22 protein-coding genes are annotated in these 26,999 nt (G+C 72.2%); 11 read left to right on the forward strand and 11 right to left on the reverse strand.

Annotation, left to right across the window (positions count from 1 at the left end; genetic code table 11):
- The first annotated feature begins 23 nt into the window (after window positions 1–23).
- Window positions 24–650, forward strand: a complete 627-nt coding sequence (locus tag ACH4FX_RS13450) for a chorismate mutase (RefSeq protein WP_398478280.1) — start codon at window positions 24–26, stop codon at window positions 648–650.
- Here the strand turns inward: ACH4FX_RS13450 and ACH4FX_RS13455 are convergent.
- Both ACH4FX_RS13455 and ACH4FX_RS13460 read right to left on the reverse strand, forming a co-directional pair.
- Entirely contained in the window at window positions 645–1,934 is a 1,290-nt protein-coding gene (locus ACH4FX_RS13455; protein WP_398478282.1) for a cytochrome P450, read from the reverse strand. The two genes, ACH4FX_RS13450 and ACH4FX_RS13455, sit on opposite strands and share 6 nt — an antisense overlap.
- 348 nt (window positions 1,935–2,282) lie before the next feature.
- The gene (locus tag ACH4FX_RS13460) at window positions 2,283–3,917 is read right to left on the reverse strand and encodes an acyl-CoA synthetase (protein ID WP_398478284.1); all 1,635 of its coding nucleotides are present in this window, start codon (window positions 3,915–3,917) and stop codon (window positions 2,283–2,285) included.
- Window positions 3,918–4,132: 215 nt separating this feature from the next.
- Here ACH4FX_RS13460 and ACH4FX_RS13465 point away from each other — a divergent pair, with 215 nt between their 5' ends.
- From ACH4FX_RS13465 to ACH4FX_RS13480, 4 genes are read left to right on the forward strand one after another with little or no spacing between them, the layout of a single operon-like run.
- A complete protein-coding gene (locus tag ACH4FX_RS13465) occupies window positions 4,133–4,933 on the forward strand; it encodes a crotonase/enoyl-CoA hydratase family protein (RefSeq protein WP_398478286.1) in 801 nt (266 codons plus the stop codon).
- A 42-nt stretch (window positions 4,934–4,975) separates the two neighbouring features.
- A complete protein-coding gene (locus ACH4FX_RS13470) occupies window positions 4,976–6,028 on the forward strand; it encodes a Zn-ribbon domain-containing OB-fold protein (RefSeq protein ID WP_398478288.1) in 1,053 nt (350 codons plus the stop codon).
- Window positions 6,028–7,095 carry a lipid-transfer protein gene (locus ACH4FX_RS13475; protein WP_398478290.1) on the forward strand — a complete coding sequence of 356 codons (1,068 nt, stop codon included), beginning with the start codon at window positions 6,028–6,030 and terminating at the stop codon, window positions 7,093–7,095. The genes ACH4FX_RS13470 and ACH4FX_RS13475 overlap by 1 nt, the downstream gene beginning before the upstream one ends.
- On the forward strand, window positions 7,092–8,288 hold the full coding sequence (locus tag ACH4FX_RS13480; protein WP_398478292.1) for a thiolase domain-containing protein: 1,197 nt from the start codon (window positions 7,092–7,094) through the stop codon (window positions 8,286–8,288). The genes ACH4FX_RS13475 and ACH4FX_RS13480 overlap by 4 nt, the downstream gene beginning before the upstream one ends.
- A 23-nt stretch (window positions 8,289–8,311) precedes the next feature.
- On the opposite strand, the gene secA is transcribed toward ACH4FX_RS13480, so the two are convergent.
- From secA to ACH4FX_RS13500, 4 genes are all read right to left on the reverse strand, one after another.
- A complete protein-coding gene (secA, locus tag ACH4FX_RS13485; protein ID WP_398478422.1) occupies window positions 8,312–11,032 on the reverse strand; it encodes a preprotein translocase subunit SecA in 2,721 nt (906 codons plus the stop codon).
- 55 nt (window positions 11,033–11,087) lie between these two features.
- Entirely contained in the window at window positions 11,088–11,456 is a 369-nt protein-coding gene (locus tag ACH4FX_RS13490) for a hypothetical protein (RefSeq protein WP_398478294.1), read from the reverse strand.
- A gap of 303 nt (window positions 11,457–11,759) precedes the next feature.
- The gene (locus tag ACH4FX_RS13495; protein ID WP_398478424.1) at window positions 11,760–12,524 is read right to left on the reverse strand and encodes a GNAT family N-acetyltransferase; all 765 of its coding nucleotides are present in this window, start codon (window positions 12,522–12,524) and stop codon (window positions 11,760–11,762) included.
- Window positions 12,525–12,740: 216 nt separating this feature from the next.
- Entirely contained in the window at window positions 12,741–13,334 is a 594-nt protein-coding gene (locus ACH4FX_RS13500) for a TetR/AcrR family transcriptional regulator (RefSeq protein ID WP_398478296.1), read from the reverse strand.
- A 127-nt stretch (window positions 13,335–13,461) separates the two neighbouring features.
- On the opposite strand from ACH4FX_RS13500, the gene ACH4FX_RS13505 reads away from it, so the two are divergent.
- The 3 genes from ACH4FX_RS13505 to ACH4FX_RS13515 all read left to right on the forward strand — a co-directional run bounded on the left by ACH4FX_RS13505 (window position 13,462) and on the right by ACH4FX_RS13515 (window position 17,477).
- Entirely contained in the window at window positions 13,462–15,021 is a 1,560-nt protein-coding gene (locus ACH4FX_RS13505) for a carboxylesterase/lipase family protein (protein ID WP_398478298.1), read from the forward strand.
- The gene (locus ACH4FX_RS13510; protein WP_398478300.1) at window positions 15,021–16,016 is read left to right on the forward strand and encodes an L-threonylcarbamoyladenylate synthase; all 996 of its coding nucleotides are present in this window, start codon (window positions 15,021–15,023) and stop codon (window positions 16,014–16,016) included. The genes ACH4FX_RS13505 and ACH4FX_RS13510 overlap by 1 nt, the downstream gene beginning before the upstream one ends.
- Window positions 16,017–17,237: 1,221 nt before the next feature.
- On the forward strand, window positions 17,238–17,477 hold the full coding sequence (locus tag ACH4FX_RS13515) for a DUF397 domain-containing protein (protein ID WP_398478302.1): 240 nt from the start codon (window positions 17,238–17,240) through the stop codon (window positions 17,475–17,477).
- A 22-nt stretch (window positions 17,478–17,499) separates the two neighbouring features.
- On the opposite strand, the gene ACH4FX_RS13520 is transcribed toward ACH4FX_RS13515, so the two are convergent.
- The 5 genes from ACH4FX_RS13520 to ACH4FX_RS13540 all read right to left on the reverse strand — a co-directional run bounded on the left by ACH4FX_RS13520 (window position 17,500) and on the right by ACH4FX_RS13540 (window position 22,050).
- A complete protein-coding gene (locus ACH4FX_RS13520; protein ID WP_398478304.1) occupies window positions 17,500–18,237 on the reverse strand; it encodes a leucine-rich repeat domain-containing protein in 738 nt (245 codons plus the stop codon).
- A gap of 107 nt (window positions 18,238–18,344) precedes the next feature.
- Entirely contained in the window at window positions 18,345–19,559 is a 1,215-nt protein-coding gene (locus tag ACH4FX_RS13525; protein WP_398478306.1) for an RICIN domain-containing protein, read from the reverse strand.
- 258 nt (window positions 19,560–19,817) lie between these two features.
- Window positions 19,818–20,504, reverse strand: coding sequence for a hypothetical protein (locus tag ACH4FX_RS13530; protein ID WP_398478308.1), 687 nt, complete (start codon window positions 20,502–20,504; stop codon window positions 19,818–19,820).
- 436 nt (window positions 20,505–20,940) lie between these two features.
- Window positions 20,941–21,735 carry a DUF2637 domain-containing protein gene (locus ACH4FX_RS13535; protein ID WP_398478310.1) on the reverse strand — a complete coding sequence of 265 codons (795 nt, stop codon included), beginning with the start codon at window positions 21,733–21,735 and terminating at the stop codon, window positions 20,941–20,943.
- A gap of 66 nt (window positions 21,736–21,801) precedes the next feature.
- The gene (locus ACH4FX_RS13540; protein WP_398478312.1) at window positions 21,802–22,050 is read right to left on the reverse strand and encodes a hypothetical protein; all 249 of its coding nucleotides are present in this window, start codon (window positions 22,048–22,050) and stop codon (window positions 21,802–21,804) included.
- Between the two features lie 541 nt (window positions 22,051–22,591).
- Between ACH4FX_RS13540 and ACH4FX_RS13545 the strand changes: the two genes are divergently transcribed.
- The 3 genes from ACH4FX_RS13545 to ACH4FX_RS13555 all read left to right on the forward strand — a co-directional run bounded on the left by ACH4FX_RS13545 (window position 22,592) and on the right by ACH4FX_RS13555 (window position 26,852).
- On the forward strand, window positions 22,592–24,118 hold the full coding sequence (locus ACH4FX_RS13545) for a cytochrome P450 (RefSeq protein WP_398478314.1): 1,527 nt from the start codon (window positions 22,592–22,594) through the stop codon (window positions 24,116–24,118).
- A gap of 16 nt (window positions 24,119–24,134) precedes the next feature.
- Entirely contained in the window at window positions 24,135–25,319 is a 1,185-nt protein-coding gene (locus ACH4FX_RS13550; RefSeq protein ID WP_398478316.1) for a terpene synthase family protein, read from the forward strand.
- Window positions 25,320–25,475: 156 nt separating this feature from the next.
- Window positions 25,476–26,852, forward strand: coding sequence for a protoporphyrinogen/coproporphyrinogen oxidase (locus ACH4FX_RS13555; protein WP_398478318.1), 1,377 nt, complete (start codon window positions 25,476–25,478; stop codon window positions 26,850–26,852).
- The last annotated feature ends 147 nt before the right edge of the window (window positions 26,853–26,999 follow it).

Raw genomic sequence — 26,999 nt, forward strand, 5'->3', positions numbered from 1 at the left:
CCCGGGAACGGAAAGGGCCGACCGTGACACGGAATCCGCGTACCTCCCCGCGCCGGCTGCTCGCCGCGTGCGCCGCCGCGGCCGTCCTCCTCACCGCCGCCCCGGCGACCGCGACGGCCGGCGCCGTGCCCCCGACGGCGTCCCGCGGGACGGACGCGCTGGACCCCCTGGCCGCTCTGTCCGCCAGGCGCCTCGCCACCGCGGACCTGGTGGCCGCCGCGAAGTGGGGGACCGGCAGCCCCGTCGACGACCCGGTGCGCGAGCGGCAGGTGCTGGACACCGCCGCGCGGCGGGCCGCGGAGCTGGGCACCGATCCGGGGCGCACCAGGCGGATCTTCCGGGACCAGATCGAGGCGAACAAGACCGTCCAGCGGGGGCTGCACCGCCGCTGGACCGCCGACCCGGCACAGGCACCGGCCGGGCGGCCGGACCTCGGCGAGGTACGCGAGGAGATCAACCGTGTCAACGACGCGCTGGTGCGGGCGATCGCCGCCTCCGGCGCGGCGCGTACGTCCCCGTACTGCGTCCCCTCCCTGGCGGGCGCCGCCGCGCGGATACGCCACGAGCGGCACCTCGACGCCCTGCACACGGTGGCGCTGGCCCGTTCCGTACGGTCGGTGTGCGGGACGGAACCGGGCCGGACGTCATGAGCCGTCGCGAGGGCGTGGCGGCTGCCGCGCGTCGCCGCGCGGGGCGAGGACGACCGGCAGTTCCCGGAGGCCGTTGAAGACCAGGGACGGGCGGCGGGGCGGCGGCTGACCGGGGCCGTGCAGGGCCAGGCCGGGGAAGCGGCCGAAGAGCGCGGGCAGGGCGACGGCCGCCTCCAGCCGGGCGAGCGGCGCGCCGAGACAGTGGTGGATGCCGTGCCCGAAGGTCAGGTGGCGGGTGGGGGGCCGGGTGATGTCGAAGCGGTCGGCCCGGGGCCCGTGCTGCTGCGGATCGCGGCCGAACGCGGTGTACGAGAGCATCACCGGGTCGCCCGCGCGGATGGTGCGGCCGGCCACGTCCACGTCGCACAGCGCGTAGCGGAACGGGAAGTTGGCGACCGGCGGGTCCCAGCGCAGCGTCTCCTCGACCACCGCGCTCCAGGGCACCTGACCACTGCGCGCCAGGGCGAGCTGGTCGGGGTGGGTCAGCAGCGCATGCACGGCGTTGACCAGCAGGTTCACCGTGGTCTCATGGCCGGCGACGATCATCAGCAGCAGGGTGTCGACGAGTTCGCTGCCGCTGAGGTCGTGGCCGGGGGCCACCAGCGCGCTCGTCAGGTCGTCCCCGGGACGGTCGCGTTTCGCGCGGAGCAGACCGGCGAGCGCGGCGCGCAGCTCGCGGTGGACGGCCAGGGCGTCGGCCGGGCCCGACGGGGTGGCGAACAGGGCCCCGCACAGCGATTGCAGCCGGGGGCGGCGGTCGTCCGGGACGCCGAACAGCTCGCAGATGACCCGTACCGGCAGCGGATGGGCGAAGCGGGCGCGCAGCTCGACCGGGTCCGCCGCACGGCCGGCGGCGAGGCCGTCCAGCAGTTCCCCGGTCAGCTCCTCGACGCGCGGCTGGAGCTGCGCCACGCGGCGCGCGGTGAACGCGCGGGCCAGCGGCGCGCGCAGCCGGGTGTGGTCGCCCGCCGTCGCGGTGGTCATGTTCGCCACGGTCAGCAGCGGCGCCAGCGGCCAGGAGCGCGGCACCTCCCCGCTGCGCCAGGCGCGCCAGGCGCCGATGTCCTTGACGAAGCGGCTGTCCGCCAGCACCGCCCGCCCGGCCTGATGCCCGGTCACCAGCCAGGCCGTCACCCCGCCCGGCAGCAGAACGGGCACCACCGGCCCCGCCGCGCACAGCGAGTCCGGGTCGGAGCGGGGATCGTGCTCCGCCGGATCCAGCCGCACCCGGGAGTCGTACGCACCGGAAAGGGCGCCACCGGGCTCCACGCCGTCGAAGTCCATGCTTCAGCCTAGAACCGCCGCCGGGCGCCTTCCCACCCTTGGAACGTGCCCCCGCTTGCTGCATTCGGGCGGCGCGGCGTGTGCCAAGCGGGTGAAGCGGCGGGACCGGTTGTCGTCCCGCCGCGGGGTGCGGGCAACCGTGCGGATGTCCCCTTCCTCCCAATCAGGAGAACGCCAACATGTCCAAGAATCTCGCTGTCATACCCCGGCCCGGCGCGGCGCACATCCGCTCCCGGATGTGTGGGCCGCGCCGCCTCCGCCGCCGTACCGGATGAACCTGCCGGTCAGGGGCTCCGGCCGCCGTCGGGGCGGCGGCCGGAGCCCGGTCGGTTGTGGCGGGCGGCGCGCCTACGGGGCGCCCGCGCCGGACGCCACCGCCTTCGCCCACCGGTAGTCCGCCTTGCCGCTCGGGGAGCGCCGGATGTGCTCGGTGAAGACGACCGAACGGGGCACCTTGTAGCCGGCCAGCCGCGCCCGGCAGTGCTCCTGCACCGCCTCCAGGCCCAGCGGCCCGGCCCCCTCCCGCAGTTGCACGACCGCGGCGACCCGGCTGCCCCAGCGCTCGTCCGGCACCCCGGCCACCAGCGCGTCGTACACGTCCGGATGGGCCTTCAGCGCCTGCTCGACCTCCTCCGGGTAGATCTTCTCGCCGCCGGAGTTGATGCACTGCGAGCCGCGCCCGAGGACGGTGACGATGCCCGCCTCGTCGACGGTGGCCATATCGCCGAGCAGCACCCACCGCTCGCCGTCCGCCTCGAAGAACGTCTCGGCGGTCTTGCGCGGGTCGTTGTAGTAGCCGAGCGGTACGTGGCCGCGCAGCGCGAGCCGTCCCACCTCACCGGCCGCCACCGGGGCGTGCGCCGGGGAGGCCGGGTCGACCACGGCCGTGTGCGCGTTGACGCGTAACCGGAAGCCCTTGTCCGGGCCGGAGTCCTCGGTGGCGGTGCCGTTGAAGCCCGACTCGGAGGAGCCGAAGTTGTTGAGCAGCAGGGCGCCCGGCACGAGCGCGGTGAACTGCTGCCGTACGGTCTCCGAGAGGATCGCCCCGGAACTGCTGACGCTGAACAGCGAGGAGCAGTCGGTGCCCTTGAGCGGGCCCGCCAGCGCGTCCGCGAGCGGGCGCAGCATCGCGTCGCCCACCAGCGAGACGCTGGTCACCTTCTCGCGCTCGATGGTGCGCAGCACCTCCTCCGGCACGTACTTGCGGTGCAGGACCACCTTCTGGCCGAAGTGGAAGGCGATGAAGGCGGTGAGCGTGGAGGTGCCGTGCATCAGCGGGGGAGTGGGGAAGAAGACCAGCCCCTCCCCGCCGGCGGCGACGCGTTCGGCCAGTTCCTCGGGGCGCCGCACCGGTTCGCCGGTGGGCGCGCCACCGCCCATGCCGGAGAAGAAGATGTCCTCGTGGCGCCACATCACGCCTTTCGGCATGCCGGTGGTGCCGCCGGTGTAGATGACGAGCCGGTCACCGCCGGAGCGCGGCGCGAAGTCCCGGTCGGCCGCGCCGGACGCCTCGGCCTGCGGAAACGGTACCGGCGCGAGAACGGGTTCCGGCGCGCCCGCGGGCGGCGTGCCCACCCGTATCAGGTGGCGCAGCCGCTCCGTGCGCGGCAGGACGGCCGCGACCCGGCCGGTGAACTCCGCGTCGAAGACCAGCGCGACGAGGTCGGCGTCCCGGTAGAGATAGGCCAGCTCGTCCTCGACGTAGCGGTAGTTGACGTTGACCGGGACGGCGCGGATCTTCAGGCAGGCGTAGACGGCCTGGAGGTACTCGACGCCGTTGTAGAGGTGCAGGCCGACGTGCGCGCCCGGGGTGACCCCGTGGTCGCGCAGGTGATGGGCGAGCCGGTTGGCCGCCCGGTCCAGCTCCGCGTAGGTCAGCCGGCGCTCCGCCCCCGTACCCGGGTGGTCCAGGTACACCAGCGCCTCCCGGCCGGGAACCGTGTCGACGACCGACTCGAACAGATCGGCGAGATTGTATTCCACGTCTCCTCCAGGGGCGGGCGGCGGCGTCGGTCCGCCGGTCATTAGAGCGCCGCGCGGCGTACGGCGGAAGGGGCGGTGCGACGGAAACTGACTACCTGTCAGAAAACTCTTGAAGTCGGCCCCAGGCTGCTGCAACCTGTTCTACGTTCCGGGCGGACGGGCGCCGGCCGGGCGGCGGACGGGTCCGGCACGCGACCGTACGGACGGGAGGACGCATGGGCGGGACCGAACATCTGACGGTGACACGCGACGGCGCGACCCTGGTGCTCACCCTGAACCGGCCGGAGGCGAAGAACGCGCTGTCGCTGCCGATGCTGGTGGGCCTGTACGACGGCTGGACCGAGGCCGACGCGGACGACGGGGTGCGCTCGATCGTGCTCACCGGCGCGGGCGGCGCCTTCTGCGCCGGCATGGACCTCAAGGCGCTGGCCGGCCGCGGCATGGACGGCGAGCGGTACCGCGGGCGCCTGGAGGCCGACCCCGACCTGCACTGGAAGGCGATGCTGCGCCACCACCGCCCGCGCAAGCCGGTCATCGCCGCCGTCGAGGGACCCTGCGTCGCCGGCGGCACGGAGATCCTCCAGGGCACCGACATCCGGGTGGCCGGGCAGAGCGCCACGTTCGGGCTCTTCGAGGTACGGCGCGGACTGTTCCCCATCGGCGGCTCGACGGTCCGGCTCCCGCGCCAGATCCCGCGCACCCACGCCCTGGAGATGCTGCTCACCGGCCGCCCGTACCCCGCCGAGGAGGCCGCCCGCATCGGCCTGATCGGACATGTCGTACCGGACGGCGACGCGCTCGGAACGGCACTGGAGATCGCCGCGCGGATCAACGCGTGCGGCCCGCTCGCCGTCGAGGCGGTCAAAGCGTCGGTCTACGAGACCGCCGCGATGACCGAGGAGGACGGCCTCAAGGCCGAACTGGCACGCGGCTGGCCGGTCTTCGAGACGGCCGACGCCAAGGAGGGCTCCCGGGCCTTCGCCGAGAAGCGCCCGCCCGTCTTCCGGCGCGCCTGACGGGCCGCCGTGCCCCATCCCGTACGGAAGCGAGGAGCCCGCATGTCACCGACCTCCCGCACCCGCGAGGCGCTCTCGGCGCCCCTCGTGGTGGAGTTCCCCTTCACCCGGTCGCTCGGGCCCGTACAGAGCGCCTTCCTCACCGGGCTGCGCGAGCGGACCGTCCTCGGCGTCCGGACCGGTGACGGGCGGGTGCTGGTACCGCCCGTGGAGTACGACCCGGTCACCGCCGCGGAGCTGCGCGACCTCGTCGAGGTCGGCGGCACCGGCACCGTCACCACCTGGGCCTGGAACCCGGCCCCGCGCCGCGACCAGCCACTGGACACGCCGTTCGCCTGGGTACTGGTCCGCCTCGACGGCGCGGACACGGCGCTGCTGCACGCCCTGGACGCTCCCGGGCCGGACGCCGTGCACACCGGGATGCGGGTGCGCGTCCGGTGGGCGCGCGAGCGCACCGGCGCCATCACCGACATCGCGTGCTTCGAGCCGGACGCGGGCCGGACGGCGGAGGACACGGGCTTGTCCGGCGGCGAGAGCGCCGAACCGGTTCCGCACAGCGCCGAGGCCCCCGAACCGGTCCCACACACTCGCGAGGCCCCCGAACCGCCCCCACACACTGGCGAGTTCGCCGGCCCCGTCACCGGCATCACCACCCCCGCCCGCCTCGACTACACCTACTCGCCCGGCCGCGCCCAGTCCCGCTACCTCGCGGCCCTGGCCGAACGCCGCACCGTCGGCGAGCGCTGCCCCTCCTGCCGCAAGGTCTACGTACCGCCCCGCGGCGCCTGCCCCACCTGCGGCGTGGCCACCCGCGACCAGGTCGAGGTCGGCCCCGAGGGCACCGTCACCACCTTCTGCATCGTCAACATCAAGGCGAAGAACCTCGACATCGAGGTGCCGTACGTGTACGCGCACATCGCCCTGGACGGTGCGGACCTCGCCCTGCACGCGCGCATCGGCGGCATCCCGTACGACCAGGTGCGGATGGGCCTGCGGGTGACGCCGGTGTGGCGCGACGGCAGCCGCTACCCGGACCACTACCGGCCCACCGGTGAACCCGACGCCGACTACGACAGCTACAAGGAGCTGGTCTGATGTCCGCGACCCCCGGCCCGCCCGCGCCCCCGCGCGAGATCGCGGTCGTCGCCTTCGCACAGAGCGGCCCCCTCCCCGACTCCGCCGAGGTCTCCGAGGCCGAACTGCTGCTGCCGGTCCTCCAGGACGCCCTGGGCCAGGCCGGGCTGCGGGCCGGAGAAATCGACTTCACCTGCTCCGGATCGTCGGACTACCTCGCCGGGCGCGCCTTCTCCTTCACCATGGCGCTGGACAGCGTCGGCGCCTGGCCGCCCATCGCCGAGTCGCACGTCGAGACGGACGGCGCCTGGGCCCTGTACGAAGCGTGGGTCAAACTGCTGACCGGCGACGCCGAGACCGCGCTCGTGTACGCGTACGGCAAGTCCTCGTCCGGCGAGGTGCGCGACGTGCTCACCCGCCAGCTGGACCCGTACTACCTCGCGCCGCTGTGGCCCGACTCCGTCGCCCTGGCCGCCCTCCAGGCCCGCGCCCTCATCGACGCCGGCGCCGCCGACGAAGCGGCGCTGGCCTCGGTCGCGGCCCGCAGCCGCGCCGACGCGGCGGGCGGCCCGCGGACGGAGCCGGCGCCGCCCGGCCCGTACGTCGTCCAGCCGCTGCGCACCGGCGACTGCCCGCCCGTGACCGACGGCGCCGCCGCGGTGGTCCTCGCCGCCGGGGACACGGCGCGGCGGCTGTGCGACCGGCCCGCCTGGATCCGCGGCATGAACCACCGCACCGAGGCGCACGCACTCGGCGTACGGGACCTCACCGACTCACCGTCCACCCGGCTCGCCGCGGAGCGCGCCGGCGCCTTCCAGCAGCCGGTCGACACCGCCGAACTGCACGCGCCGTTCACCTCCCAGGAGATCGTCCTGCGCAGGGCGCTGCGGCTGGACGACGGCGTACGGATCACCCCGTCCGGCGGGGCGCTCGCCGCCAACCCCATGATGGCCACCGGCCTCATCCGGATCGGCGAGGCAGCGCTGCGCATCCGGCGCGGCACGTCGCGACGGGCGCTGGCCCACGCCACCTCGGGGCCCTGCCTCCAGCAGAACCTGGTCGCCGTACTCGAAGGGGAGCCGCGATGAACAAGGCCGGAGCGCCGAAGACCGCAGCTTCCAAGGAACCCGTCGCCGTCATCGGCGTCGGCCAGACCCGGCACGTCGCCGCCCGCCGCGACGTCTCCATCGCCGGGCTGGTCCGCGAGGCCGCCCACCGGGCGCTCCAGGACGCCGGGCTGACATGGCAGGACATCGACGCGGTGGTCATCGGCAAGGCCCCCGACTTCTTCGAGGGCGTGATGATGCCCGAGCTCTACCTCGCCGACGCGCTCGGCGCGGTCGGCAAACCGATGCTGCGGGTGCACACCGCCGGCTCGGTCGGCGGCTCCACCGCCCTGGTCGCGGCCGACCTCGTCGCCGCCCGGGTGCACCGCACCGTACTGACCCTCGCCTTCGAGAAGCAGTCCGAGTCCAACGCGATGTGGGGGCTGTCGCTGCCGGTGCCGTTCCAGCAGCCGCTGCTGGCCGGGGCGGGCGGCTTCTTCGCCCCGCACGTACGCGCCTACATGCGCCGCACGGGCGCGCCCGCCACGGTCGGCTCCCTGGTCGCCTACAAGGACCGCCGCAACGCGCTGAAGAACCCGTACGCCCACCTCCACGAGCACGACATCACCCTGGAGAAGGTCCAGGCGTCCCCGATGCTCTGGGACCCCGTCCGCTACTCCGAGACCTGTCCGTCGTCCGACGGCGCCTGCGCGATGATCCTGACCGACCGCGCGGGCGCGCGGCGCGCACCCGGGCCCGCCGCCTGGGTGCACGGCGGGGCGATGCGCAGCGAACCCACCCTCTTCGCGGGCAAGGACTTCGTCTCCCCGCAGGCGGGCAAGGACTGCGCCGCGGCCGTCTACCGGCAGGCCGGGATCACCGACCCGCGCCGGGAGATCGACGCGGTCGAGATGTACGTGCCGTTCAGCTGGTACGAGCCGATGTGGCTGGAGAACCTGGGCTTCGCCGCGCCGGGCGAGGGCTGGAAGCTCACCGAATCCGGGGTGACCGAACTCGACGGCGACCTCCCCGTCAACCCCTCCGGCGGCGTGCTCTCCGCCAACCCCATCGGCGCCTCCGGCATGATCCGCTTCGCCGAGGCGGCCCTCCAGGTCCGCGGCCGGGCAGGCGAACACCAGGTCCCCGACGCCCGCCGGGCACTGGGCCACGCGTACGGGGGCGGCTCGCAGTTCTTCTCGATGTGGCTGGTGGCCAGCGAGCCACCCACGGCTTGAGGCCGGCGACGACCGCTCACTTCTCACCTCCCGCGGCGTTGCCTGCGGCCCTTGGCGGCACGGCGGGACCTCTCGGAAGAGGCGTCGGGAGCGGGAGCGGTGGTGGAGGGCTGTGGCGATACCGTGTCGGTCGGGGGCAGGTCCCTCTCGACGACGCCCTCCGCCGTGTCCATCGTGGGGGCCGTGAGGCGCAGGCCGTCGGCCGGGGTGCGGTGCAAGAGGTCCTGAACGCTCTCGGCCGCGGCGTCGAGGTGGAAGACGTATCCGATGGTCTCTTCCTTGACGGCGTCCATCATGGCGCTGTACATGTCGAAGCCCTCGCGTTCGTACTCGATGATCGGCTCCCGGCCGAGCGTCCAGCGCAGACCGATCCCCTCACGCAGGAGGTCCATCTCGTAGAGGTGCTCGCGCCACTTGCGGTCGAGGACGGACAGGACCACCAGGCGTTCCAGTGCGCGCAGGGCCTGGGAGCCGAGTTCCGCCTCCCGCTGCGCGTACTGGGTGTGCATGTCCGCCGTCACTGCCTCGATGAGAGCGTCGGCGGTGATGCCCGCCCGGCCGCCCGCGTTCTCCTCCAGGTCCTCGACGGTGACCCGGACGGGGTAGAGCTGCCCGAGGGCGCTCCACAGCCGGTCCAGATCCCACTCCTCGGGGAAGCCCTCGCCGGTCTCCTGCCCGATGTACGACCGGACGGTGTCGTCCATGAATTGCCGGATCGGTTCGCTCAGGTCCTCACCCGCGAGAATGCGGCGGCGTTCGGCGTAGACGCTGGTGCGCTGGCGGTTGAGGACCTCGTCGAACTTCAGGACGTCCTTGCGCGACTCGAAGTGCTGCCGTTCCAGCTGGGCCTGGGCGGAGGCGATCGCGCGGGTGAGCATCTTGTTCTCGATCGGTACGTCGTCGGGCACGTTCGCCATCGACATCACGCGATCGACCACCTGGGGACGGAACAGCCGCAGCAGGTCGTCCTGGAGGCAGAGGTAGAAGCGGGAGGCGCCGGGGTCGCCCTGGCGCCCGGCCCGGCCGCGCAGCTGGTTGTCGATGCGCCGTGACTCGTGCCGCTCGGTGCCCAGCACGTAGAGGCCGCCGAGCCCGGTCACTTCCTCATGCTCGGCCGCGGCCCGCGCGCCGACCCGGTCGAGTACGGCCTGCCGGTCCTGGTCGCTCGCGTCCTCGGGGAGCTCGTCGGCCGCCAGCACCTCCGGGTTGCCGCCGAGCATGATGTCGGTGCCCCGGCCCGCCATGTTCGTGGCCACGGTGACGGCGCCCTTGCGGCCCGCCTGCGCGACGATCTGGGCCTCGCGCTCGTGGTTCCTGGCGTTGAGCACCTCGTGCCGGATGCCCTTCTTCGCGAGCAGCCCGGACAGCAGCTCGGACTTCTCGACGGAGGCGGTCCCCACCAGCACCGGCCGTCCCGCCCTGTTGCACTCCTCGATGTCCGCCAGAATCGCGGCGTATTTCGCCTCCTCGGTGCGGTAGACCTGGTCGGGATCGTCTCGGCGGACCATCTGGCGGTTCGTCGGTATGGGAATGACGTGCAGTTTGTAGATCTGGTGGAATTCGGCCGCCTCGGTCATCGCCGTGCCGGTCATGCCGCCGAGCTTCTCGTAGAGGCGGAAGAAGTTCTGCAGGGTGATGGTGGCCAGGGTCTGGTTCTCGTCCTTGACCGTCACCCCCTCCTTGGCCTCGATCGCCTGGTGCAGCCCCTCGTTGTAGCGCCGCCCGGCGAGGATGCGGCCCGTGTGCTCGTCGACGATGAGCACCTCACCGTTCACGACGACGTAGTCCTTGTCCCGCTTGAAGTGTTCCTTGGCCTTGAGCGCGTTGTTGAGGTGGCCGATCAGCGGCGTGTGTTCGGACTCGTACAGACTCTCTATGCCGAACTGGTCCTGGAGGAATTCCACCCCCCGGTCCAGAATTCCCACCGTGCGCTTCTTCGGGTCGTACTCATAATCGTATGTGGCCCGCAACTCGGCGAGCCGGTCCTTGTCCGCCTGCCGGGGAAAGAACTCCTCCTGCACGCTGACGCCCCGCATCCGCCCGACCAGCTTGGCGAACGCCCCGTACCAGTGGGTGGGCTGCTCGGCCGGCCCGGAGATGATCAGCGGGGTGCGTGCCTCGTCGATGAGGATCGAGTCGGCCTCGTCGACAATGGCGAAGTGGTGCCCGCGCTGGACCAGTTCGCCCTGCGACCAGGCCATGTTGTCGCGCAGATAGTCGAAGCCGAACTCGGTGTTGGTGCCGTACGTGATGTCGCAGGCGTATTGCGCGCGGCGCTCAGCCGTAGTGGAATGCGCCGTGACGACGCCGACGCTCAGCCCCATGAAACGGTACGCCGGGCCCATCCACGCGGCGTCGCGCTCCGCCAGGTAGTCGTTGACCGTGACCAGGTGGACGCCCTTGCCGCTGAGAGCGTTCAGGTACGCAGGCAGGGTGGCGGCAAGGGTTTTGCCTTCGCCGGTCTGCATCTCGGCGATGTTGCCCAGATGGAGCGCCGCGCCGCCCATGACCTGGACGTCGAAGGGGCGCAGCCCCAGTGTGCGCCGCGTCGCCTCCCGCATCGCGGCGTACGCCTCGACCAGCAGGTCGTCCAGGCTCTCGCCACCGGCGTAACGCTCCTTGAATTCCGCGGTGAGCGCTCGCAGTTCCTCGTCGCTCAGCCCCCGTAACTCCGCCTCCAGGGAATTGACATGCCTCACCTCCGCCTCAAGCCTGCGGAGCATCCTGCCCTCGCCGGCCCGCATGATCCGGCCGGCGAGGTGATCGAGACCGATACCTGGCACTGGAATTCCCCCACACTCACACGGCGTCCACGAGCATCCGGATCCGGCGACCGGCCCGCTGGAGGATCTGCACACCCTGCCGATTCGCTGCGATCACCTCACGCAGCACGGGGTCCCGGACCACATGGAGCGCACGGCAGAAGAGCTGTTCGATGACGGGCCGCTCGCCCGGGCGCCCCGCGTCCAGCAGGCCGTCGACGTCCCGGATCTCGATCCTGCGGACCCGCGGAGCGTCGAAGGAGGCCACCGGCGGCCTCGGCGTCTCGTCGACAAGAGCCAGTGCGCAGTCGTTCAGCAGGACCGCGAGCGCGTCCCGGTGCGCGTCGAAAGTCCTGGGCGCACGCTCGCTCAGTTCCTCGGCGAGTGGCCACACCTCTTTGCGCACGATCCGCAACGCCTGTACCACTTCGGTGGCGTGCAGCTGACGCCAGACGTCTTCCCGAGCGCGCCGCAGCTGTACAGAAACACCCTGACTGTGTTCTTCCCCGAATATTAGGCGCATGTTCGTCCCCGTTCGCCATTGTGCTCATTGTCAGCGCCCAACTTCCGTGCAGCAAGCAGCAGAAGGGCGAGAGGGGCAGGGGAGCATTCATGGGCACAATGGCGGTGAACGGACCGGTGAGCGGCCTGTTGACGCGCGGGGGCGCGGGAGCGCGAAAACAATCTGACAGGCCGACTGGTGTGGCGTTCAGGCGTTGATGGCGTGTTCGGTGAACTGGCCGCAGGAATGGAAACCCAGGCGGCGGTAGACGGGCTCGCCGTCGGTGGACGCCTGCAAGACCGCGATGCGGTGGTTCCGGTCGCGGGCCGTGTGGAGTGCGGCGAGCGTGATGGCACCGCCGTAACCGCGTCGGCGGTGGGCGGCCAGGGTGGAGATGTTGTAGATCCCGGCAACTCCCGCGTGATGAAACACTTCGGCGGAACAGACCGGTTGGCCGTCTACGTATCCAACCAGGTAACGGGCCGGAGAATGCGCGGCCAGTGCTTGGGGGGCGGCCTGAGCGAAGAAGCGGCGGACGGTGTCGGCGGGCGGGCTCCAGTTCGCAGCGAGCACGGTGGCGTAGTCGGCGAGTTGTGCGGGCGTGCCCACCGCTTGGATGTCCAGTCCTTGGGCGGCAGGCCGCGGCAGGGTGTCGTCCAGCTCGGCCCACATGGCCGTCTCGCGTTCGGATACCGGCAGGCCGGCCGCCGTCAGGCGGGCGCTGAGGTCCGGTGGCGTCGATGCGGGCCCCACCCACCAGGAGAAGCGGCGGCCGGTACCGGCCAGCGCCCGGGCGGTTTCGGTGATACGTGCCGTGGCGGTGGTGGCGGTGAAGCGGGCCGCGGCGACGATGTTGAAGGTGTCGTCGTCCAGGCCGCTGTCGGCGACCAGGAGGTCACCGGCTTCCGTGACGGTCGCGCCGGTCATGTTCCGGTGCAGGTGACAGGCGTGTTCCGCCAGATTCCGCTCCATCCTGTCCACCCTGTCCGTCAAGACGGCTTCGTTGAAACCATGGACATTCATGGCGAACGATCCCAGCAGGTCTGCGCGCAGGATGCACGTGGTTTTGGGCCGCTCGCCGCGACCAGCTTCGTCAGGCACAGCCGCGGCACGGCGCGACGGTGAGGGAAACGGCCCTGGGAAGCGCGGCCCCATGACGGCTCGGCCCCTCCCGGCAGACAGTTCGTCTCAGGTGAACAGCCTGTCCAGGTGCTGGTCGACAGCGGTGAGAGCCTCCTGGGGGCTGGTCACGTCCAGTTCGATGAGGGGAGCGAAGCCGGTGAGCGCGAGGAGCAGGTTGGTCTCGATTGCCGGGTCGCGGTCGGGGCTGATGTGCCCGTCGGCGACAGCCTGCCGGATCAGCTGCTCCACCAGGGCGCGGCCTTGGAACATCCCGTCGCGCGCCCGTGCGTGCACGCTCTCGTCGTGCAGCGCCTCCAGAACGTAGGCCGCGCTCATCCGGCTGGTCGCGCGGGCATCGGCGTGCAAAGGGAGCATCTCGGTGAGCATCACCCGGAGCACGTCGCGGGGATGCGGCCGTTCCCCGAGCTCCTGGACGCCCCGGCCGACGCGCAGGGCGGTCTGCTCGGCCGCGAAGTCCATCGCGAAGGCGAGCATCGCCTCGCGGGAGGCGAAGTAGTGCTGCACCGCCCCGTGGGAGAGGCCGGCCTCCTGCGCGACCTCGCGCATCGTCAGATGCACCGCGCCGCGCCGCTCGACCACCCGCCACAGCGCCCGGGCGATCGTCTCGCGGCGTTCGCGGTGGTCCACCTGCTTCGGCATCGTCGGCCTCTCCGTGACTCTCCTTCTCGGCCCCCGTAGCCTACCTCCGTTCTCATACAGTTGACATAATACAGTTGGCCGATAACGCTGGAGACCTTCGGAGGGGCGATCGGGGAGGGGACACGACATGTCCGGACAGCCATGTGTGCGGACGGCGGAGGGCCTGGTCGAGGGCCGCCACCACCAGGGCCACGCGGTGTTCCGCGGCATCCCGTACGCCCGGCCGCCGGTGGGAGCGCTCCGGTTCGCCGCACCCGCCCCGCTCCGCCCTTGGGACGGGACACGGCAGGCGGCGGAGTTCGGCCCCGTGGCGCCGCAGTCCGTCCCCCACTCCAAGCCGTACGCCGCGGGGGCATCGGCGGGCACCGACTGGCTGACGCTCAACGTCTGCACCCCGGACCCGGGTGCGGCGGGGCTGCCGGTGCTGGTGTGGATCCCCGGGGGCGCGTACGTGACGGCGGACTCCAGCGACCCGATGTACGACCCGGCGGCACTGGCCGCTGCGGGGCTCGTCGTGGTGAGCATCAACTACCGGGTGGGGGCGGAGGGTTTCGCCCTGATCGAAGGCGCACCGCCCAACCGGGGTCTCCTCGACCAGATCTCGGCGCTGGAGTGGGTGCAGCGGAACATCGCCGCGTTCGGCGGGGACCCGGGCCGGGTCACCGTGGCCGGGCAGTCCGCCGGGGCAGGGTCGGTCGCCGCCCTGCTGACGATGAAGCCGGTGCGCTCCCTGTTCCAGCGGGCCATCACCCACTCGGTGCCGGGCTGCCACTGCACCCGCGCACTCGCGCAAGAGGTCGGCGCCGTGCTCGCGGACCGGCTCGGCACCGTGCCCACCGTCGCGGCCCTGCGCGACATCACCCCGCAACGCCTGGCCGAAGAGGTCGCCTCGCTGTCCGTTGACCTTCCTCGCTACGAGCAGCGCTGGGGACGGCTCGCCCGTATCGGTGTCGCCGTATGCCCCGTGGTCGACGGCGAAGTCCTCCGCGAAACGCCCTGGAGCGCATTGTCCAGTGGCCGTGCGAGCGGCATCGACCTTCTCGCCGGCCACACCCGGGACGAATTCCGGCTGTTCAGCGTCATGACCGGGCGGCGGGGCACGTTCACCGACGAGGACGCCCGCACCGCCCTGGACCTGCTCGCCCCGGCACCGGACGGCCCGGAGGCGTACCGCGCCGCCCACCCGCGGGCCACCCCGGAAGAACTGCTGGAAACGGTGTACTCCGATGCCGTCTTCCGGATGCCGTCGCTCCTGCTGGCCGAGGCGAACGCCGCAGCCGGCGGCAGCTCGTTCCTCTTCGAGCTGCGCCTCGCCTCCCCGGCGCACGGAGGGGCGCTGGGCGCCTGCCACAGCCTCGATGTCCCCCTGGCGTTCGGCACGATGGACAGCCCCGTCGGCAAGCAGGTCCTCGGCGACCCGCCGGCCCCCGAGGCCGTCGCGGTGTCGCAGGAACTCCGCCAGGCGTGGGTCCGGTTCGCCACCACCGGGGAACCCGGGTGGCCCGCCTACCGGCCCGAGCAGCAGCTCACCCGCGTCCTGGGCGCCGCATCGAAGACCTCCCCCTACCCCGAGCAAGCTTCCCGCCAGATCTGGCAGGGCCGCCCGCCCACCCCCTTCGACCGGCAGACCTACAAACGGCGCCGTCCTGATGTGGAGAGCGGGGACAGTGAGAGGATTGTGAGGTGATGGCAAGAACCAGTGACATCGAAAAGGCAGCCGGTGTGCTGCGTGGCGGAGGTCTGGTGGCCTTCCCGACCGAAACCGTCTACGGCCTGGGTGCCAACGCCGAGGATCCCGCCGCCGTCGGGCGCATCTTCCAGGTCAAGGGGCGTCCGACCTCCCACCCGCTGATCGTCCACCTGGGCGGCGCGGAGCAGCTGGACGACTGGGTCGAGGACGTGCCCGTAACGGCGCGCGAGTTGGCCGAGCGCTTCTGGCCGGGGCCGATGACGCTGGTCCTGCGGCGCAGTCGCCGGGTGCCCCTCGAAGCGACGGGCGGCCTGGAGACGGTGGCCGTGCGCGTGCCCGACCACCCCGTCGCGCTGGCGCTGCTGTCGGCCTTCGGCGGCGGTGTCACGGCCCCGTCCGCCAACCGCTTCGGCTCGGTCAGCCCCACCACGGCGGACCACGTCCGCGCCGAGCTCGGCGATGGGGTCGACTTCGTGCTGGACGGCGGCTCCTGCGAGGTCGGCGTCGAGTCGACCATCGTCGATGTCACGGGCGGCACCCCGAGCGTCCTGCGGCCCGGCGGGGTGACGCGCGAGGACCTCGAAGCGGTGCTGGGACGCCCGCTCGCGGTGCCTGCGACCAGCCGCGTTCGGGTGCCGGGCCAGCATCCGTCCCACTACGCGCCGCGGGCGCGGGTCGTGCTCGTCGAGCCCGAGAAGGTCGTCGCCGAAGCGGAGCTCGCGCAGGAGCTGGGGCACCAGGTAGGCGTCTTTCTGCCCCGACCCCTCACCGACGCCGAGGTGAAGGCGCACGCCGTGGTGGCGGTCCCCGGTTCCATGGCCGCCTACGCGCGCGGGCTGTACGGGTTCCTGCGCGAACTCGACCAGCGGGGATGCGACCTCATCATCGCGTCCTTGCCCGTGGAGGAGGGGCTGGGACTGGCGATCGCCAACCGGCTCCGCCGCGCCGCCGGCCCCCGGCCCTCCGCCCCCGCCGACATCCCCCGGCAGTGATCACGACTCCCCACCCGTAACGCTTGTGTCCTCCCTCAAGGGCCGGGCTCGCGGGGAATACCCCGTCGCGGTGGTCCGCGCGGCCACCGCCCGGGAGCGGACCGTTCTGTGGCTGTTTCCGTGGGCGCCGTGGGATGAAGGGCCCGGGTTGCCGCCTGGGACACCGGAAAGGAGCATATGAAGAGGGACACCCGCCACCCGGGGGGCGGAAGAGGCCCGTCAGGGGTGCCATATATCCCTGGCCAGGAGCAATCCCGTGCCCAGCTTCTTCGTACGCGTTCGGCTGCACACGCTGGAATGCTATTTGACGACGGATTTCGGTAACTTCCCGCTCTCGACGTCGTGGCGAAGCCCGGTCACCACGGCAACCTCGGTGTCAAGGACATCGCCCGCGGAAAGCAGATAGCGACTCCCGAGGCGATCGGTGCGTTCGGGGCGGGTCTGCGGCCCATTTCCCTTTCGGTGAACGTGGCGGGGCAGACACGTCAGGGTTGGGCTCCCGGACGCATCATGGCCTTGGCCGCCGTACTGGACTTCGGTCCTGTGATCACGGGTTCCGCCGGCCGGGGAGAGGGCGGCGTGCGAGCCGCGGTGGACGCGTTCCTCACCGAGCAGATCCGCGTGTTCCGGCAACAGATGCGGAGCGAGCTCACCGACCTCGCCATCGAGGTCGCCCTCAGGGAGGCCGCACGGGATCCGCTCGACTTCCCGTTCACACCGTGGACATCGCGCCGGCCCAGGAGGCGCCCGCGTGGTATCGCATCCAGGAATCGGCGGACGCGAAGCCGGCTTTTTCTCCTCCTGACATCGAGACGAGTCACCGGAGCGGTAGACCCGTTCGCGGGCCCACGGAGAGCCACACTCCGAACAGGACCTGGCTCTACGTCCCCCCGGGGCCGATCGAGTACTGGCGCGAGTCCATTCCGGAGTCGCACGACATCCTGGTCACCTATCCCTTCTGCACGTACCGGTACTCCATCGAAGGAAGACCGCTGGACGCCGCCAATCCGTACAAGGGACGAGGACCGGACTGTCACCGTTCGGTACAGCCGCAGAGCTGACGCGCAGCGTCCCCAGCTCTCCCACCTCATTCTGGCGGTGGCTAGGTCGTGGCGGAGTTCCCAACGGGTGTCTCCGCGGCGCCGCGCCCTGTCCGCCACCGGTCACGGTGACTAGGCTGACCGCGCAGGCCGAACCGGACGTACCGGGAGGAGCAGCGACGTGACCGAAGGCATCATCGAACAGCGGGTCGTGGACGGGGCCAGGCCGCAGTTGGATCTGACGGGTGCTGCGTGGCAGTCGAGCAGCCAGGGGATGGGGGACGTCCAGGTTGCCTTCGTCGAGGGCTGGATCGCCATGCGCAACCGGCGTACCCCGGAGGTGCCCGCGCTGGTGTTCACCCCGGCCGAATGGCGCGGGTTCGTCCTCGGCGCGCGTGATGGTGAGTTCGACCTCACCTGATCCCAAGTGAGGGGCGTGGGACTCAGGTCAGGACGATGCAGCCACGTTGCCGCAGGGTACGCAGCGGCGTCGCGTCGTGGTCCACGGCGTTCCAGCGCAGGTCCAGCTTCTCCAGGGTCGGCATGTCGGCCAGCCAGGGCGGTACGTCGCGCAGTTCGTTGCCGCGCAGGTCGAGGCGGCGCAGAAGCGGAAGCCCGCGCAGGGCGTCCGGTATCTCGGCCAGAGCGTTCTCCCGCAGCTCCAGCTCTCGCAGAGTCCGGAGGCCGCTCATGGTGGCGGGCAGCCCCGTCAGGTGGTTGCCGCGCAGCCACAGCTCGCGCAGGCGCGCCAGCCGGCCGACGGTGGCCGGGAGTTCCGTCAGGGCAGCGTGCTGGGCGCGTAGTTCGTGCAGGCCGGCCATGTCGCCGAGGGAGCCCGGCAGCCTGCCGAGCGGGTTCTCGCCGATGTTGAGATAGCCGAGCCGGTCCAGCCTGCCGAGGGGGGCGGGGAGAGCGGTGAGGCGGTTGTCGTGCAGGTAGAGGCAGCGAGTGAGTCCGGTGAGGTCGCCGATCTGGTCGGGTAGCCGCGTCAGGGCGTTGTGACCGAGGTCGAGCGTGTGCAGCGCGCGCAGCCTGCCGATCTCGGGCGCGAGCGTGGTCAATTCGTTGTCGGCGAGGATCAGCACCCGTAGCCCGGTCCGTTCCCACACCTCGGCGGGCACCGAACGCAGGCCCGCCTTCCAGTGGTTGATCACCTGTACGGAGCCGGGAGCGTTCGCCATGTCCGCAGGCTAAGGCACGACAGGAGACACGTTCGCGGACGGGGGCGCGGAACCGGGTGGCCGGGCGGCGTCGGCCGCCGGCCACCCGGCCGTGCGCGGCAGGCCCGTTACGCCCACAGCCCCAGCAGGAACGGATAGGCGTTGAGGACCGGCGCGGGCCCCTGGACGAGGTCGCGCAGGGTGAAGACGGTGTACTCGGTGCCCTTGGTGGCGAAGAAGTGGACCTCGTCGCCCACCGTGGCGGAGGCGACCGCGTCCGGAGTCTGCCAGCCCTTGGGCAGCTGGCCCAGCGGCATCGGCTGCACCTCGCGGATGTCCTGCGCGCGGAACCGGCCGTCGATCAGCACCGTGGCCTGCTCGCAGAACAGCAGGTACTGCGAGTCGTCGGGGCGGGCGGGCGCCGCCTCCAGGACCCGGCCGTACGGCGCCAGCTCCCGGGACGGGAAGTACTCCTCGGTCCGGTCGATGCCGCGGTTGCCCTTGTCGGAGAAGGCGACGGTCAGATCGCCCTTGATCCCCAGATACGTCCATTCGCCGCGCCGCGGGGCCCGGGTGACGAAGTCGAAACCGCCGTGGAACTCCTTGGGCAGGTGCGGGAACTGCGTACTGATCTTGCGCGGGCCCGACTCGACACGGTTGCGCGAGGAGAACCGGATGACCTCGTCACCGCGGAAGCCCGCGAACCGTACGAACGGCGTGATGTCGCCCGGCACGTACTTGGCGACGGTGCCGAAGACCCCGCCGGCGGCTTCCAGCGACGCCTTGAAGACATGGGCCACGGTGGAGATGATGCCGCCGCCCGGCTCCACCAGGACCCCGGAGAGCGCGTCGAAGACCTTGTCGCCGCCTTGCGGCTCGACCGGCTCGAAGGTCCACTGCTCGGCGGTGCGGTAGGTGCCCGTGCTCTCCGTCGCCTGCTCGACCGCCGCGCCGGCGGCGGCGGAGTGGTCCCGCACGTTCACCCACAGACCGCTGTGCAGGTTGGCGATCCGGTACGGCTCCTCGTCGGCCAGCTGCCACGACTGGCTCCGGTACGCCGGGGTGTTCTCCTCCAGGTGCTCCTGGACCAGGTGCGCGCCCTTGTCCTTGCTGCACCTGCGGACCTGGAGGTACCCGCCGCTGTGCTGGTTCTGGATCCGGAAGGTGCGCTCGCCGCCCGGCGCGGACTCCAGCCGCCACGCCTGGGCCGCCCGCTGCGGCCAGTCCAGCAGCCGCTCCTGGACGATGTCCGCGGGGGTCTGTTTGGTGTGGCCTTTGACGGTCAGATACAGACCGCTGTTCGCGTTCTTGATCAGGTACGTGCCCTTGGCGCTGACGCTCACGGGAACCTCCTGGGAACGGACGGAAATATTTCCGATTCCGGCGTCCCACCCTAGGAGCCCGCTCCCCGGGGCGCGACGGTACGGCCATCAGACCCGGCCAAGGTCAGGTCCCGGGTCCGGCCCGCCTCCGCACCGCCCACGAGGCCGGATCCCCCGCGGGCCGCGCCCCGCCGATCCGGCCGCCCGCATCAGCAACGACCGGAACAGCACGCCGCGATGGCGGCCGGCACCCGCGCCATGGGCGCCGTCGCCCCCGGATCACTGCTGGTTGGGGATGGACGGGGCCCGTTCCAGCGGGGCCGGCAGCGGGACGCCGTGCTCGGTGCGCCCGCACGGATCGGCGGCACGGGTCGCGTACGCGGCGGCGGGGGGCTCCGCGGGCTGGCCCTGGTGCGGATCCGCCAGGACGGTGGTGGCCAGGTGCCGCAGGACGTCCGCGTGGGCGTGGAGCATCTGGTGGGTGCGGGTGTCCTCCGGGTCGGCCAGCAGGATGCGGGCGGCGGTGTTCACCGCGCGCAGCCGGGGCTTCTGGGCCGTGCGGTGCGCCCGGGGCAGCGACCGCCAGGCGGTGTTGGCGACGGTGATCATCCGCCACAGGTCGTTGGTGGCCGGATCGGTGTCGTAGAACCGCAGGCCGTACCGGGCGACGAGCCAGTACGAGACGGACAGCGTCACGGCCGCCACCAGGTCGAACGTCACCCAGGCGCGCGCCATGTGATCGCGCTCCAGGGCGGCGCCGACCAGCAGCGCCACGCCCGCGCCGCCCGCGCCGAAGAGGACCGAGCCCAGCACGCCGAAGAAAGCGACCGCCGGAACGATGCCGATCCCGTTCTCGCTGTCCACCCGGAGCAGCCCCTGCCAATGGGGGGCCAGGTAGCGGGCGTAACGGACGGGTTTCGGGGCGGGCTCCGTGACGGCGATCCTTTTCGCCCAGCTCACGGCCATCGCTACTCACTCCTTCGTCGGGGGCAGGGACGCAAGGCCACCTCACACCTCCACCAACGAAGAATGGAATTCCCGGATACGCTCACCGAGGGCAAGCAACGTTTCTGCTGCGGAATTTCCTCCGGACAGCCGGGCGCATGCGGGGGTGTGCCGTGGCGAACGCTCGGTATACGTCCGCAATCCGCCGCCGGAAAACGTCCCGGACGCTTCCGTGCGGGCCGGAACGGCTCCGGGGGCGCACTGCCCAGGAGATCAGCGGCTCATACGGACACGGTATTTCCGGAAAATCGACGGCCCGCGGAGCGCGGGTATTCGCCCACCGCCCGAGCGCTGTGGCACCGGAAAGCGGAACGGGCCGGGAAAAGTGGAAACCGAGGTGCCGTTCCCCGGCGGCCGTCCCGTACGGAACGGCCGCCGGGGCGTCCGGCACCGGGCCTCAGCGGCCGGAACGGTGGCGGTGCGCGCCGCGGTTCGAGTACGCGTGCCGGGTGGCGGGCGCGGCCGAAGGGGCGGGTTCGAGCTGGCGGATGAGCTGGTGGAAACAGAGCAGCACGGTCACCGGCGGCAGGCCCGCCACCGTGATGCCCGCCGGGGTGGTGGGGGCTTTGGCGATGCACAGCACCGTGGCGACGGCGGCGAAGAAGATCACCACGCACCACGAGTGGGCGGTGCGGCGCCGGTGGGTGCGGGCCCGCAGGATGGACAGGATGGCGGCCATCCACGGTCCGTAGACCAGCAGCGGCCACAGCTGGGCGATGCGCGGCGACGTGGCCTCGCCGGCCAGTGCCCGCAGCGGCGGGTAGGACGCCACCGCGGCGAGCAGGCCGACCGCCACCACGATCACGGACGTGAGGGTGACGGTGACCAGGCTGAGGATGCGCTGCCAGGACCGCGAGCCGCGCTCCTTGCCGGCGCGGCCGGCGTGCAGGAAGGACGGCTTGCGGTGGCTGTGCGGCTCGGTGGCCGGCAACGCTTCGACGACGGGCGGCTGTTCTGCGGTGTCCAGGAGCTGGGCCAGCTCGGCGTCGAGGTCGTCGGGGACGATCATCGGCGCCGCGTCGTGGCAGTAGGCGTCGGCCAGGCTCTCGTGGGCCGGCTGGTCGCGGAAGAGCGGCCCGTCGGCGAGGCCGAAGGCGGCGGTCAGGTCGGGCTCGGTGGTGACTTGGGCGGGGATCCGGTACCCGTCCGCGGTGGACGGCATCAGCAGGTGGAGGGTGGGGGGATCGTACACGGCAACTTCCCTGCGAGCTGGGCGGCGGCGTCGGGGCCCTGGTCGGTCAGGCGGCGCGGGCCGCCCTCAGCACCGCCGGGGCCCCGGGCCGTACTCGGCGTCCGTGTGCTGCGACCACAGGGCCGCCTTGATCCGGTCGAGTTCCGCGCCGAGGCGGTCCAGCAGATCCGCGGAGAGTTCCGGGCGGAAGTATTCCCTTTCGCATTCCGTCTCGGCCGCCGGCCGGTCGGTTGCGGGGGAGTCGGAGATGCCAACGGGCTTGAAGAAGCGCCGGCCGAGACGTCGTGCCGGCTGATCCACAGGAGTGTCAGGCATACATGCGGAACGAAAAGGCCCGACACAAAGGGACGGGTACCCGGCCCTAATGAACTCAAGAAGAGGTGGAGGGTACGAAGAGGCGGTGATCGGAAAGGTGGAAAAATCAGCCCGGTGCGCGGACGGTCCCCCGCACCGCGCTGAGCGGTGCCGGCGGGCCGTACCGGGCACCGCCCACCGGGGCGGGGCCTATACCACCGGTACCCGCGGTACGTCACCACGGCACCGGACGGCGGGTTTGCCGCGGACGGCCACGGTGGGCCGCCGCTCCCGCGCGAACGGTTGTCCGCCCCAGGGCGCCCACCTCGGAAGCGGAACGTTACTGCCCAGAAGGGAGCGGCTCCGGCGCGCGGCGGACCGTTTCAGCGTATGCACTCCGGTGAGCTGAAACCCACTCCGACGCGCCCCCTCAAGAAAGTATGTCCATGGGACCGGCAGGGCGGCCCGGGTAGGTAATGGTCCGATTCACCTATCTGTCCCTCCCGTTCCCGGACGCCGTCCCGCGGCGGCCCGGAACCCCGGCCGAACGAGGTGGTTCCCGATGGGAATACGTGGTGAGGCGGGCGTGCGCGCACCGCGCGGCCCCGCGGCCGCCGCCCCGGACACCTGGACCGTGTCGACGGCGCCCGGCGGCCTGCCGCTGCTGGGGCACGCGCTCCCGCTGTGGCGGCGCCCGCTCGACTTCCTCGCCTCGCTGCCCGCCCACGGCGACCTGGTCGCCGTCCGCCTGGGACCGCAGCGCGTGTGGCTGGCCTGCGACCCGGCGCTGGTGCAGCAGATCCTCATGGACCCGCGTACGTACGACAAGGGCGGTCCGCTCTACGACACGATGCGCATGGTGCTCGGCAACGGCCTGGTCACCTGCTCCCAGGACGCGCACCGCAGGCAGCGCCGGCTGGCCCAGCCCTGCTTCCGCCCGTCCCGGATCGCCGACTACGCCGCGGTGATGAGCGACGAGATCACCACGGCCGTCGCGCAGTGGCGGCCCGGCCGGACGCTGGACGTCACCGACGCGATGCTGGACCTCTCGGCCCGGGTGACCACCGGCGTGCTGATGTCCACCTCCCTCGCCCCGGGCATCGCGGCCGAGGTCCGCGCGTGCCTGGCGACCGTCATGCGCGGCGTCCTGCTGCGCGCGGTCGTCCCGCTCGGCCCGCTCTACAAGCTGCCCACCCCCGGCAACCGCCGCTTCGACCGGGCCCTCGCCCGGCTGCACCACATCATCGACGGCATCATCGCCGAACGCCGCGCCGGCCCTGCCCGGCACGACGACCTGCTGGCCACCCTCCTCCAGGCCACCGACGACGGCGCCCCCGAACCGGGCGGTCGCCCCGCCGACGGCCCCGCCCCGGAATGCCCGCACCGCACGGCCCCGCCCACCTCCCAGGAGGCACGCCACGCCCAGGAACCGCTCACCGACCAAGAGGCCCACGACCAGTTGATGACCTTCCTCGTGGCCGGGATCGAGACCACGGCGCTGGCCCTCGCCTGGACGCTCCACCTCCTGGCGGCCCACCCCGAGGAAGAACGCCGGCTGCACGCCGAGGTGGACTCGGTGCTCGCCGGCCGCCCGCCCGCCCCCGGCGACCTGCCCCGGCTCGGCCACGCCCGGCGCGTGGTCACCGAAGCGCTGCGCATGTATCCGCCCGGCTGGGCCCTGACCCGTGTGACCACCACCGAGACCACGCTGGCCGGCCACCGGCTGGCACCGGGAAGCACCGTCCTGTACAGCGCGTACGTGCTCCACCAGGACCCGGTGGCCTTCCCCGACCCCCAACGGTTCGACCCCGACCGGTGGTTGCCGGAACGCGCGGGGAGCGTTCCGAGCGGTGCGATGCTCCCGTTCGCCGCCGGCAACCGCAAGTGCATCGGCGACCACTTCGCGATGACCGAAGCCGTGCTCGCCCTTGCCGCCATCGCCGCGCGCTGGCGCCTGCGCCCGCCGTCCGCCAGGACCGTACGACCGGTCCCGGCGGCCGTGCTGAGCCCGGGCCCGCTGCCCATGGTCTGCGAGCCACGCCGCGGACCGGGCGGCGCAGCACCGGCCGTGCCATCTGAAGCACCGTGAACATGGAGAGAGAACCATGCAGGCAACAGGCTATGGCGTCCCGGAATCCGAGCTGCCCGCCGCCCACCGGGCCCAGGGTCCGACGGGGGCCGGCCCGGAGCACGATGCGGACGCCGCCACGGTGGCGCGCGCCGCCGTCGTCGTCCCCCAGCTGTACTGCCCCGTCCCGGCGGCGCCGCACCACGAGACCGCCGGCATCGAGCGGCGTGTGGTGGACTGGATGGCGCGGTTCGGGTTCTGCGACAACGACTTCCACCACGCCCAGGTACTGGCCAATCGCACCGCCGAGTGGGCGTGCCGGATCGCCCCCGACGGCAGCAGCGGCCTGCTGCAGATCGGCGCCGACTGGTCCTGCCTGGGCCTGCTGCTGGACGACGTCTACCTGGACGGCGGACTCTTCAGCCGGCACCCGGAACGTTTCCTCCCGATGGCCGTCCAGGTGATCCACGGGGCCGACCACCCCGAGACCACCGAGGACCGAGCGGTCGACCCCTACACCGCGGCCTTCGGCGAGGTCTCGTACCGCTACCGGCGGCACGCCACCGGCACGGTCGTACGGCGCTGGATCGACGGCGTCGCCGAATGGTTCCTCGCCGCGTGCGTCGGCATGGGCCAGCGGGCCTCGGGCACCGTGCCGAGCCTGGAGGAGTACTTCGTCATCGGCCCCCGGGACCGCGGCACCAAGGCGTCCATCGCGGTCATCGAGATGGCGGAGGGCACCTCACTGCCCAACGAGGAGGCGGAGACTCCCCGAATACGAGCCCTGACGCAGATCGCGTCGGCCCTGGTCACCTTCGCCAACGACGTCTACTCGTACCACCGCGAGGTCAAGGAGCAGTCCCTGGAGTCCAACCTCGTCGGCGTCCTGGAGCACGCGCTGCGGGTGCCGCCCCAGGAGGCCATGGTCCGGGCGGCGGCCCTGCACGACCGGCTGATGTGCCTGTACGTCGCCCTGCGGGAACAGACCGCCGTCCGGGCCACCCCGGAGGTGCGGTGCTACCTCGGCCAGCTGGACCACTTCATCCGGGGCAACCTGGACTACAGCGCCGTCAGCCCGCGCTACCGGGACGATCCGGCCGCCGCCCCCGATCCGGCGTCCGCGTTCGGCGACTGGGCGGACTCGCCCAGTGATGGGAGCCTCGAACCGCTGCCGCTGCGCCCGGTCGCGTGGTGGTGGGACCAGCTGAGCGCCGCGGTGTGAGGCGGCGGTGACGCCTCCTCGCCCACGATCCCCGAGGGGCCCGTTCCCGGCGGGCCCCTCGGCCCCTCGTCTTGTCGGATTGTCGGAACGTCTCGGTACCGGCGCCGGCGCGACCCGCGCCGCCCGGCCCGGTACCGGCAGGAAGGGTGAACCGGTGTGAGTGCACAGCCCCGTGTCGTCGTGGTGGGCGGCGGTATCGCCGGCCTGTCCGCGGCCTTCCGGCTCCAGCGGGCCGGCTGCGAGACCGTCGTCCTGGACGAGGCCGCGCCCGAACTGGCGGGCGGCCGGATGGCCACCGTCCACGTCTCGGGATTCGCCGTCAACCGGGCGGCGACCATCCTCATCCACAGCTATCGCGAACTGATCCGGCTCATCGCCGCGGCCGGCCTGGCGGGCGAGGTGGTGCCCGGCTCCGACCTGTTCGGGCTGGTGCGCGACGGGGAGGTCCGCCGGGTACGCCTGGGATCGCGCCGGCAGCTCGCCACCGGCGGCCTGCTGACCAGCTTCCCCCTCGGTGACGTCGCCAAGCTGCTGCGCGACTACCGGCGGGTGCGCCCGTTGCTGACGCCGCACGACATGTCCCCGATGGCCGCGGCCGACTTCGAGTCCGTCACCCAGTACGCCACCCGCCGCGGCCTGCGGCCCGAAACGCTGGAGTACCTGCTCGACCCGCTCGTCTCCGGGCTGTGCCTGGGCGAGCCCGAAGAGGTCTCCGCCGCGATGCCGTTCGTCTTCATCGACGTGATCCTGTGCGGCGGCGGCTTCTTCACCTCCCGGGAGGGCGTCGGCTTCCTGCCCAAGGGGCTGGCCCGGCAGCTCCCGGTCGAACACCGTGCCCGGGTCACCTCGGTCGAGGACCGCGGGGACGACGTGGCCGTCACCTGGCACCGGCCGGGCGAGCCGGAGCGCATCGAGCGGGCGGCGGCCTGCGTCCTGGCCGTACCACCGCCCCAGGTGCCCCAGGTATACGGGCAACTGGACGCCGAACAGCGGGAGTTCCTGAACGACGCGCCGTACGCCCGCAGCGTCCACGTCGCCTTCGGGCTCGACCGCCCCACCCGGGAGCGGGCGATGCTGGTGCAGGCCTCCCGCGTCGAACACCCCGACCTCTGCGCCTTCGTCCTGGAGCACAACCTCTCGCCGCAGCGCGTACCGCAGGGGACCGGGCTGGTGATGACGCACCTGCGCGGCGCGTGGTCCGACCGCAACTGGGACCTGGGGGACGACAAGGTGGTGGACCACGTGCTGGCGGGCGTCCGGCGGCTGGGCATCCTGCCCGAGCTGGAGCGCCACACCACGATGACCCACATCTGGCGCGTCTCGCCCTGCCTGATCGGCCGGCGGCCGGGGGACTACCGCGCCATCGCCCGGTTCGCGGCCGGATTCGACGCCCACGGCCGCGTCCAGCTGGCCGGCGGCGACTACCTGGGGCACTCGACCACCAACAGCAGCGTGTGCTCGGGTGAGCGGGCCGCCCGCAACCTCCTGGACCGGCTGCGGGCCGAAGGGGCGCTCGCGCCGGTGCACCGCTGACCCGTGCCGGAGGCGGCGCAACTGCCCCTGCGCGCGACCGATTCACCCGTAAGAGTTGCTGCTTACGGGTGGATCGGACGCGCCGGAACGGCTACGTGCGGGCGCGCGTAACACGGTTCGGTCCGCCGTGTGCAGCATGTCACTCAT

Origin of the sequence: Streptomyces sp. NPDC018019, assembly GCF_044327805.1 — a bacterium.
GTDB lineage: Bacteria > Actinomycetota > Actinomycetes > Streptomycetales > Streptomycetaceae > Streptomyces.

Excerpts from the sequence above, each read along its gene's own strand:
- ACH4FX_RS13455 (WP_398478282.1), bottom strand. The coding sequence starts at position 1,934 with ATGGACTTCGACGGCGTGGAGCCCGGTGGCGCCCTTTCCGGTGCGTAC.
- ACH4FX_RS13465 (WP_398478286.1), top strand. The coding sequence starts at position 4,133 with ATGGGCGGGACCGAACATCTGACGGTGACACGCGACGGCGCGACCCTG.
- ACH4FX_RS13470 (WP_398478288.1), top strand. The coding sequence starts at position 4,976 with ATGTCACCGACCTCCCGCACCCGCGAGGCGCTCTCGGCGCCCCTCGTG.
- ACH4FX_RS13475 (WP_398478290.1), top strand. The coding sequence starts at position 6,028 with ATGTCCGCGACCCCCGGCCCGCCCGCGCCCCCGCGCGAGATCGCGGTC.
- ACH4FX_RS13480 (WP_398478292.1), top strand. The coding sequence starts at position 7,092 with ATGAACAAGGCCGGAGCGCCGAAGACCGCAGCTTCCAAGGAACCCGTC.
- secA (WP_398478422.1), bottom strand. The coding sequence starts at position 11,032 with ATGCGGGCCGGCGAGGGCAGGATGCTCCGCAGGCTTGAGGCGGAGGTG.
- ACH4FX_RS13495 (WP_398478424.1), bottom strand. The coding sequence starts at position 12,524 with ATGGAGCGGAATCTGGCGGAACACGCCTGTCACCTGCACCGGAACATG.
- ACH4FX_RS13500 (WP_398478296.1), bottom strand. The coding sequence starts at position 13,334 with ATGCCGAAGCAGGTGGACCACCGCGAACGCCGCGAGACGATCGCCCGG.
- ACH4FX_RS13505 (WP_398478298.1), top strand. The coding sequence starts at position 13,462 with ATGTCCGGACAGCCATGTGTGCGGACGGCGGAGGGCCTGGTCGAGGGC.
- ACH4FX_RS13510 (WP_398478300.1), top strand. The coding sequence starts at position 15,021 with ATGGCAAGAACCAGTGACATCGAAAAGGCAGCCGGTGTGCTGCGTGGC.
- ACH4FX_RS13520 (WP_398478304.1), bottom strand. The coding sequence starts at position 18,237 with ATGGCGAACGCTCCCGGCTCCGTACAGGTGATCAACCACTGGAAGGCG.
- ACH4FX_RS13530 (WP_398478308.1), bottom strand. The coding sequence starts at position 20,504 with ATGGCCGTGAGCTGGGCGAAAAGGATCGCCGTCACGGAGCCCGCCCCG.
- ACH4FX_RS13540 (WP_398478312.1), bottom strand. The coding sequence starts at position 22,050 with ATGCCTGACACTCCTGTGGATCAGCCGGCACGACGTCTCGGCCGGCGC.
- ACH4FX_RS13545 (WP_398478314.1), top strand. The coding sequence starts at position 22,592 with ATGGGAATACGTGGTGAGGCGGGCGTGCGCGCACCGCGCGGCCCCGCG.
- ACH4FX_RS13550 (WP_398478316.1), top strand. The coding sequence starts at position 24,135 with ATGCAGGCAACAGGCTATGGCGTCCCGGAATCCGAGCTGCCCGCCGCC.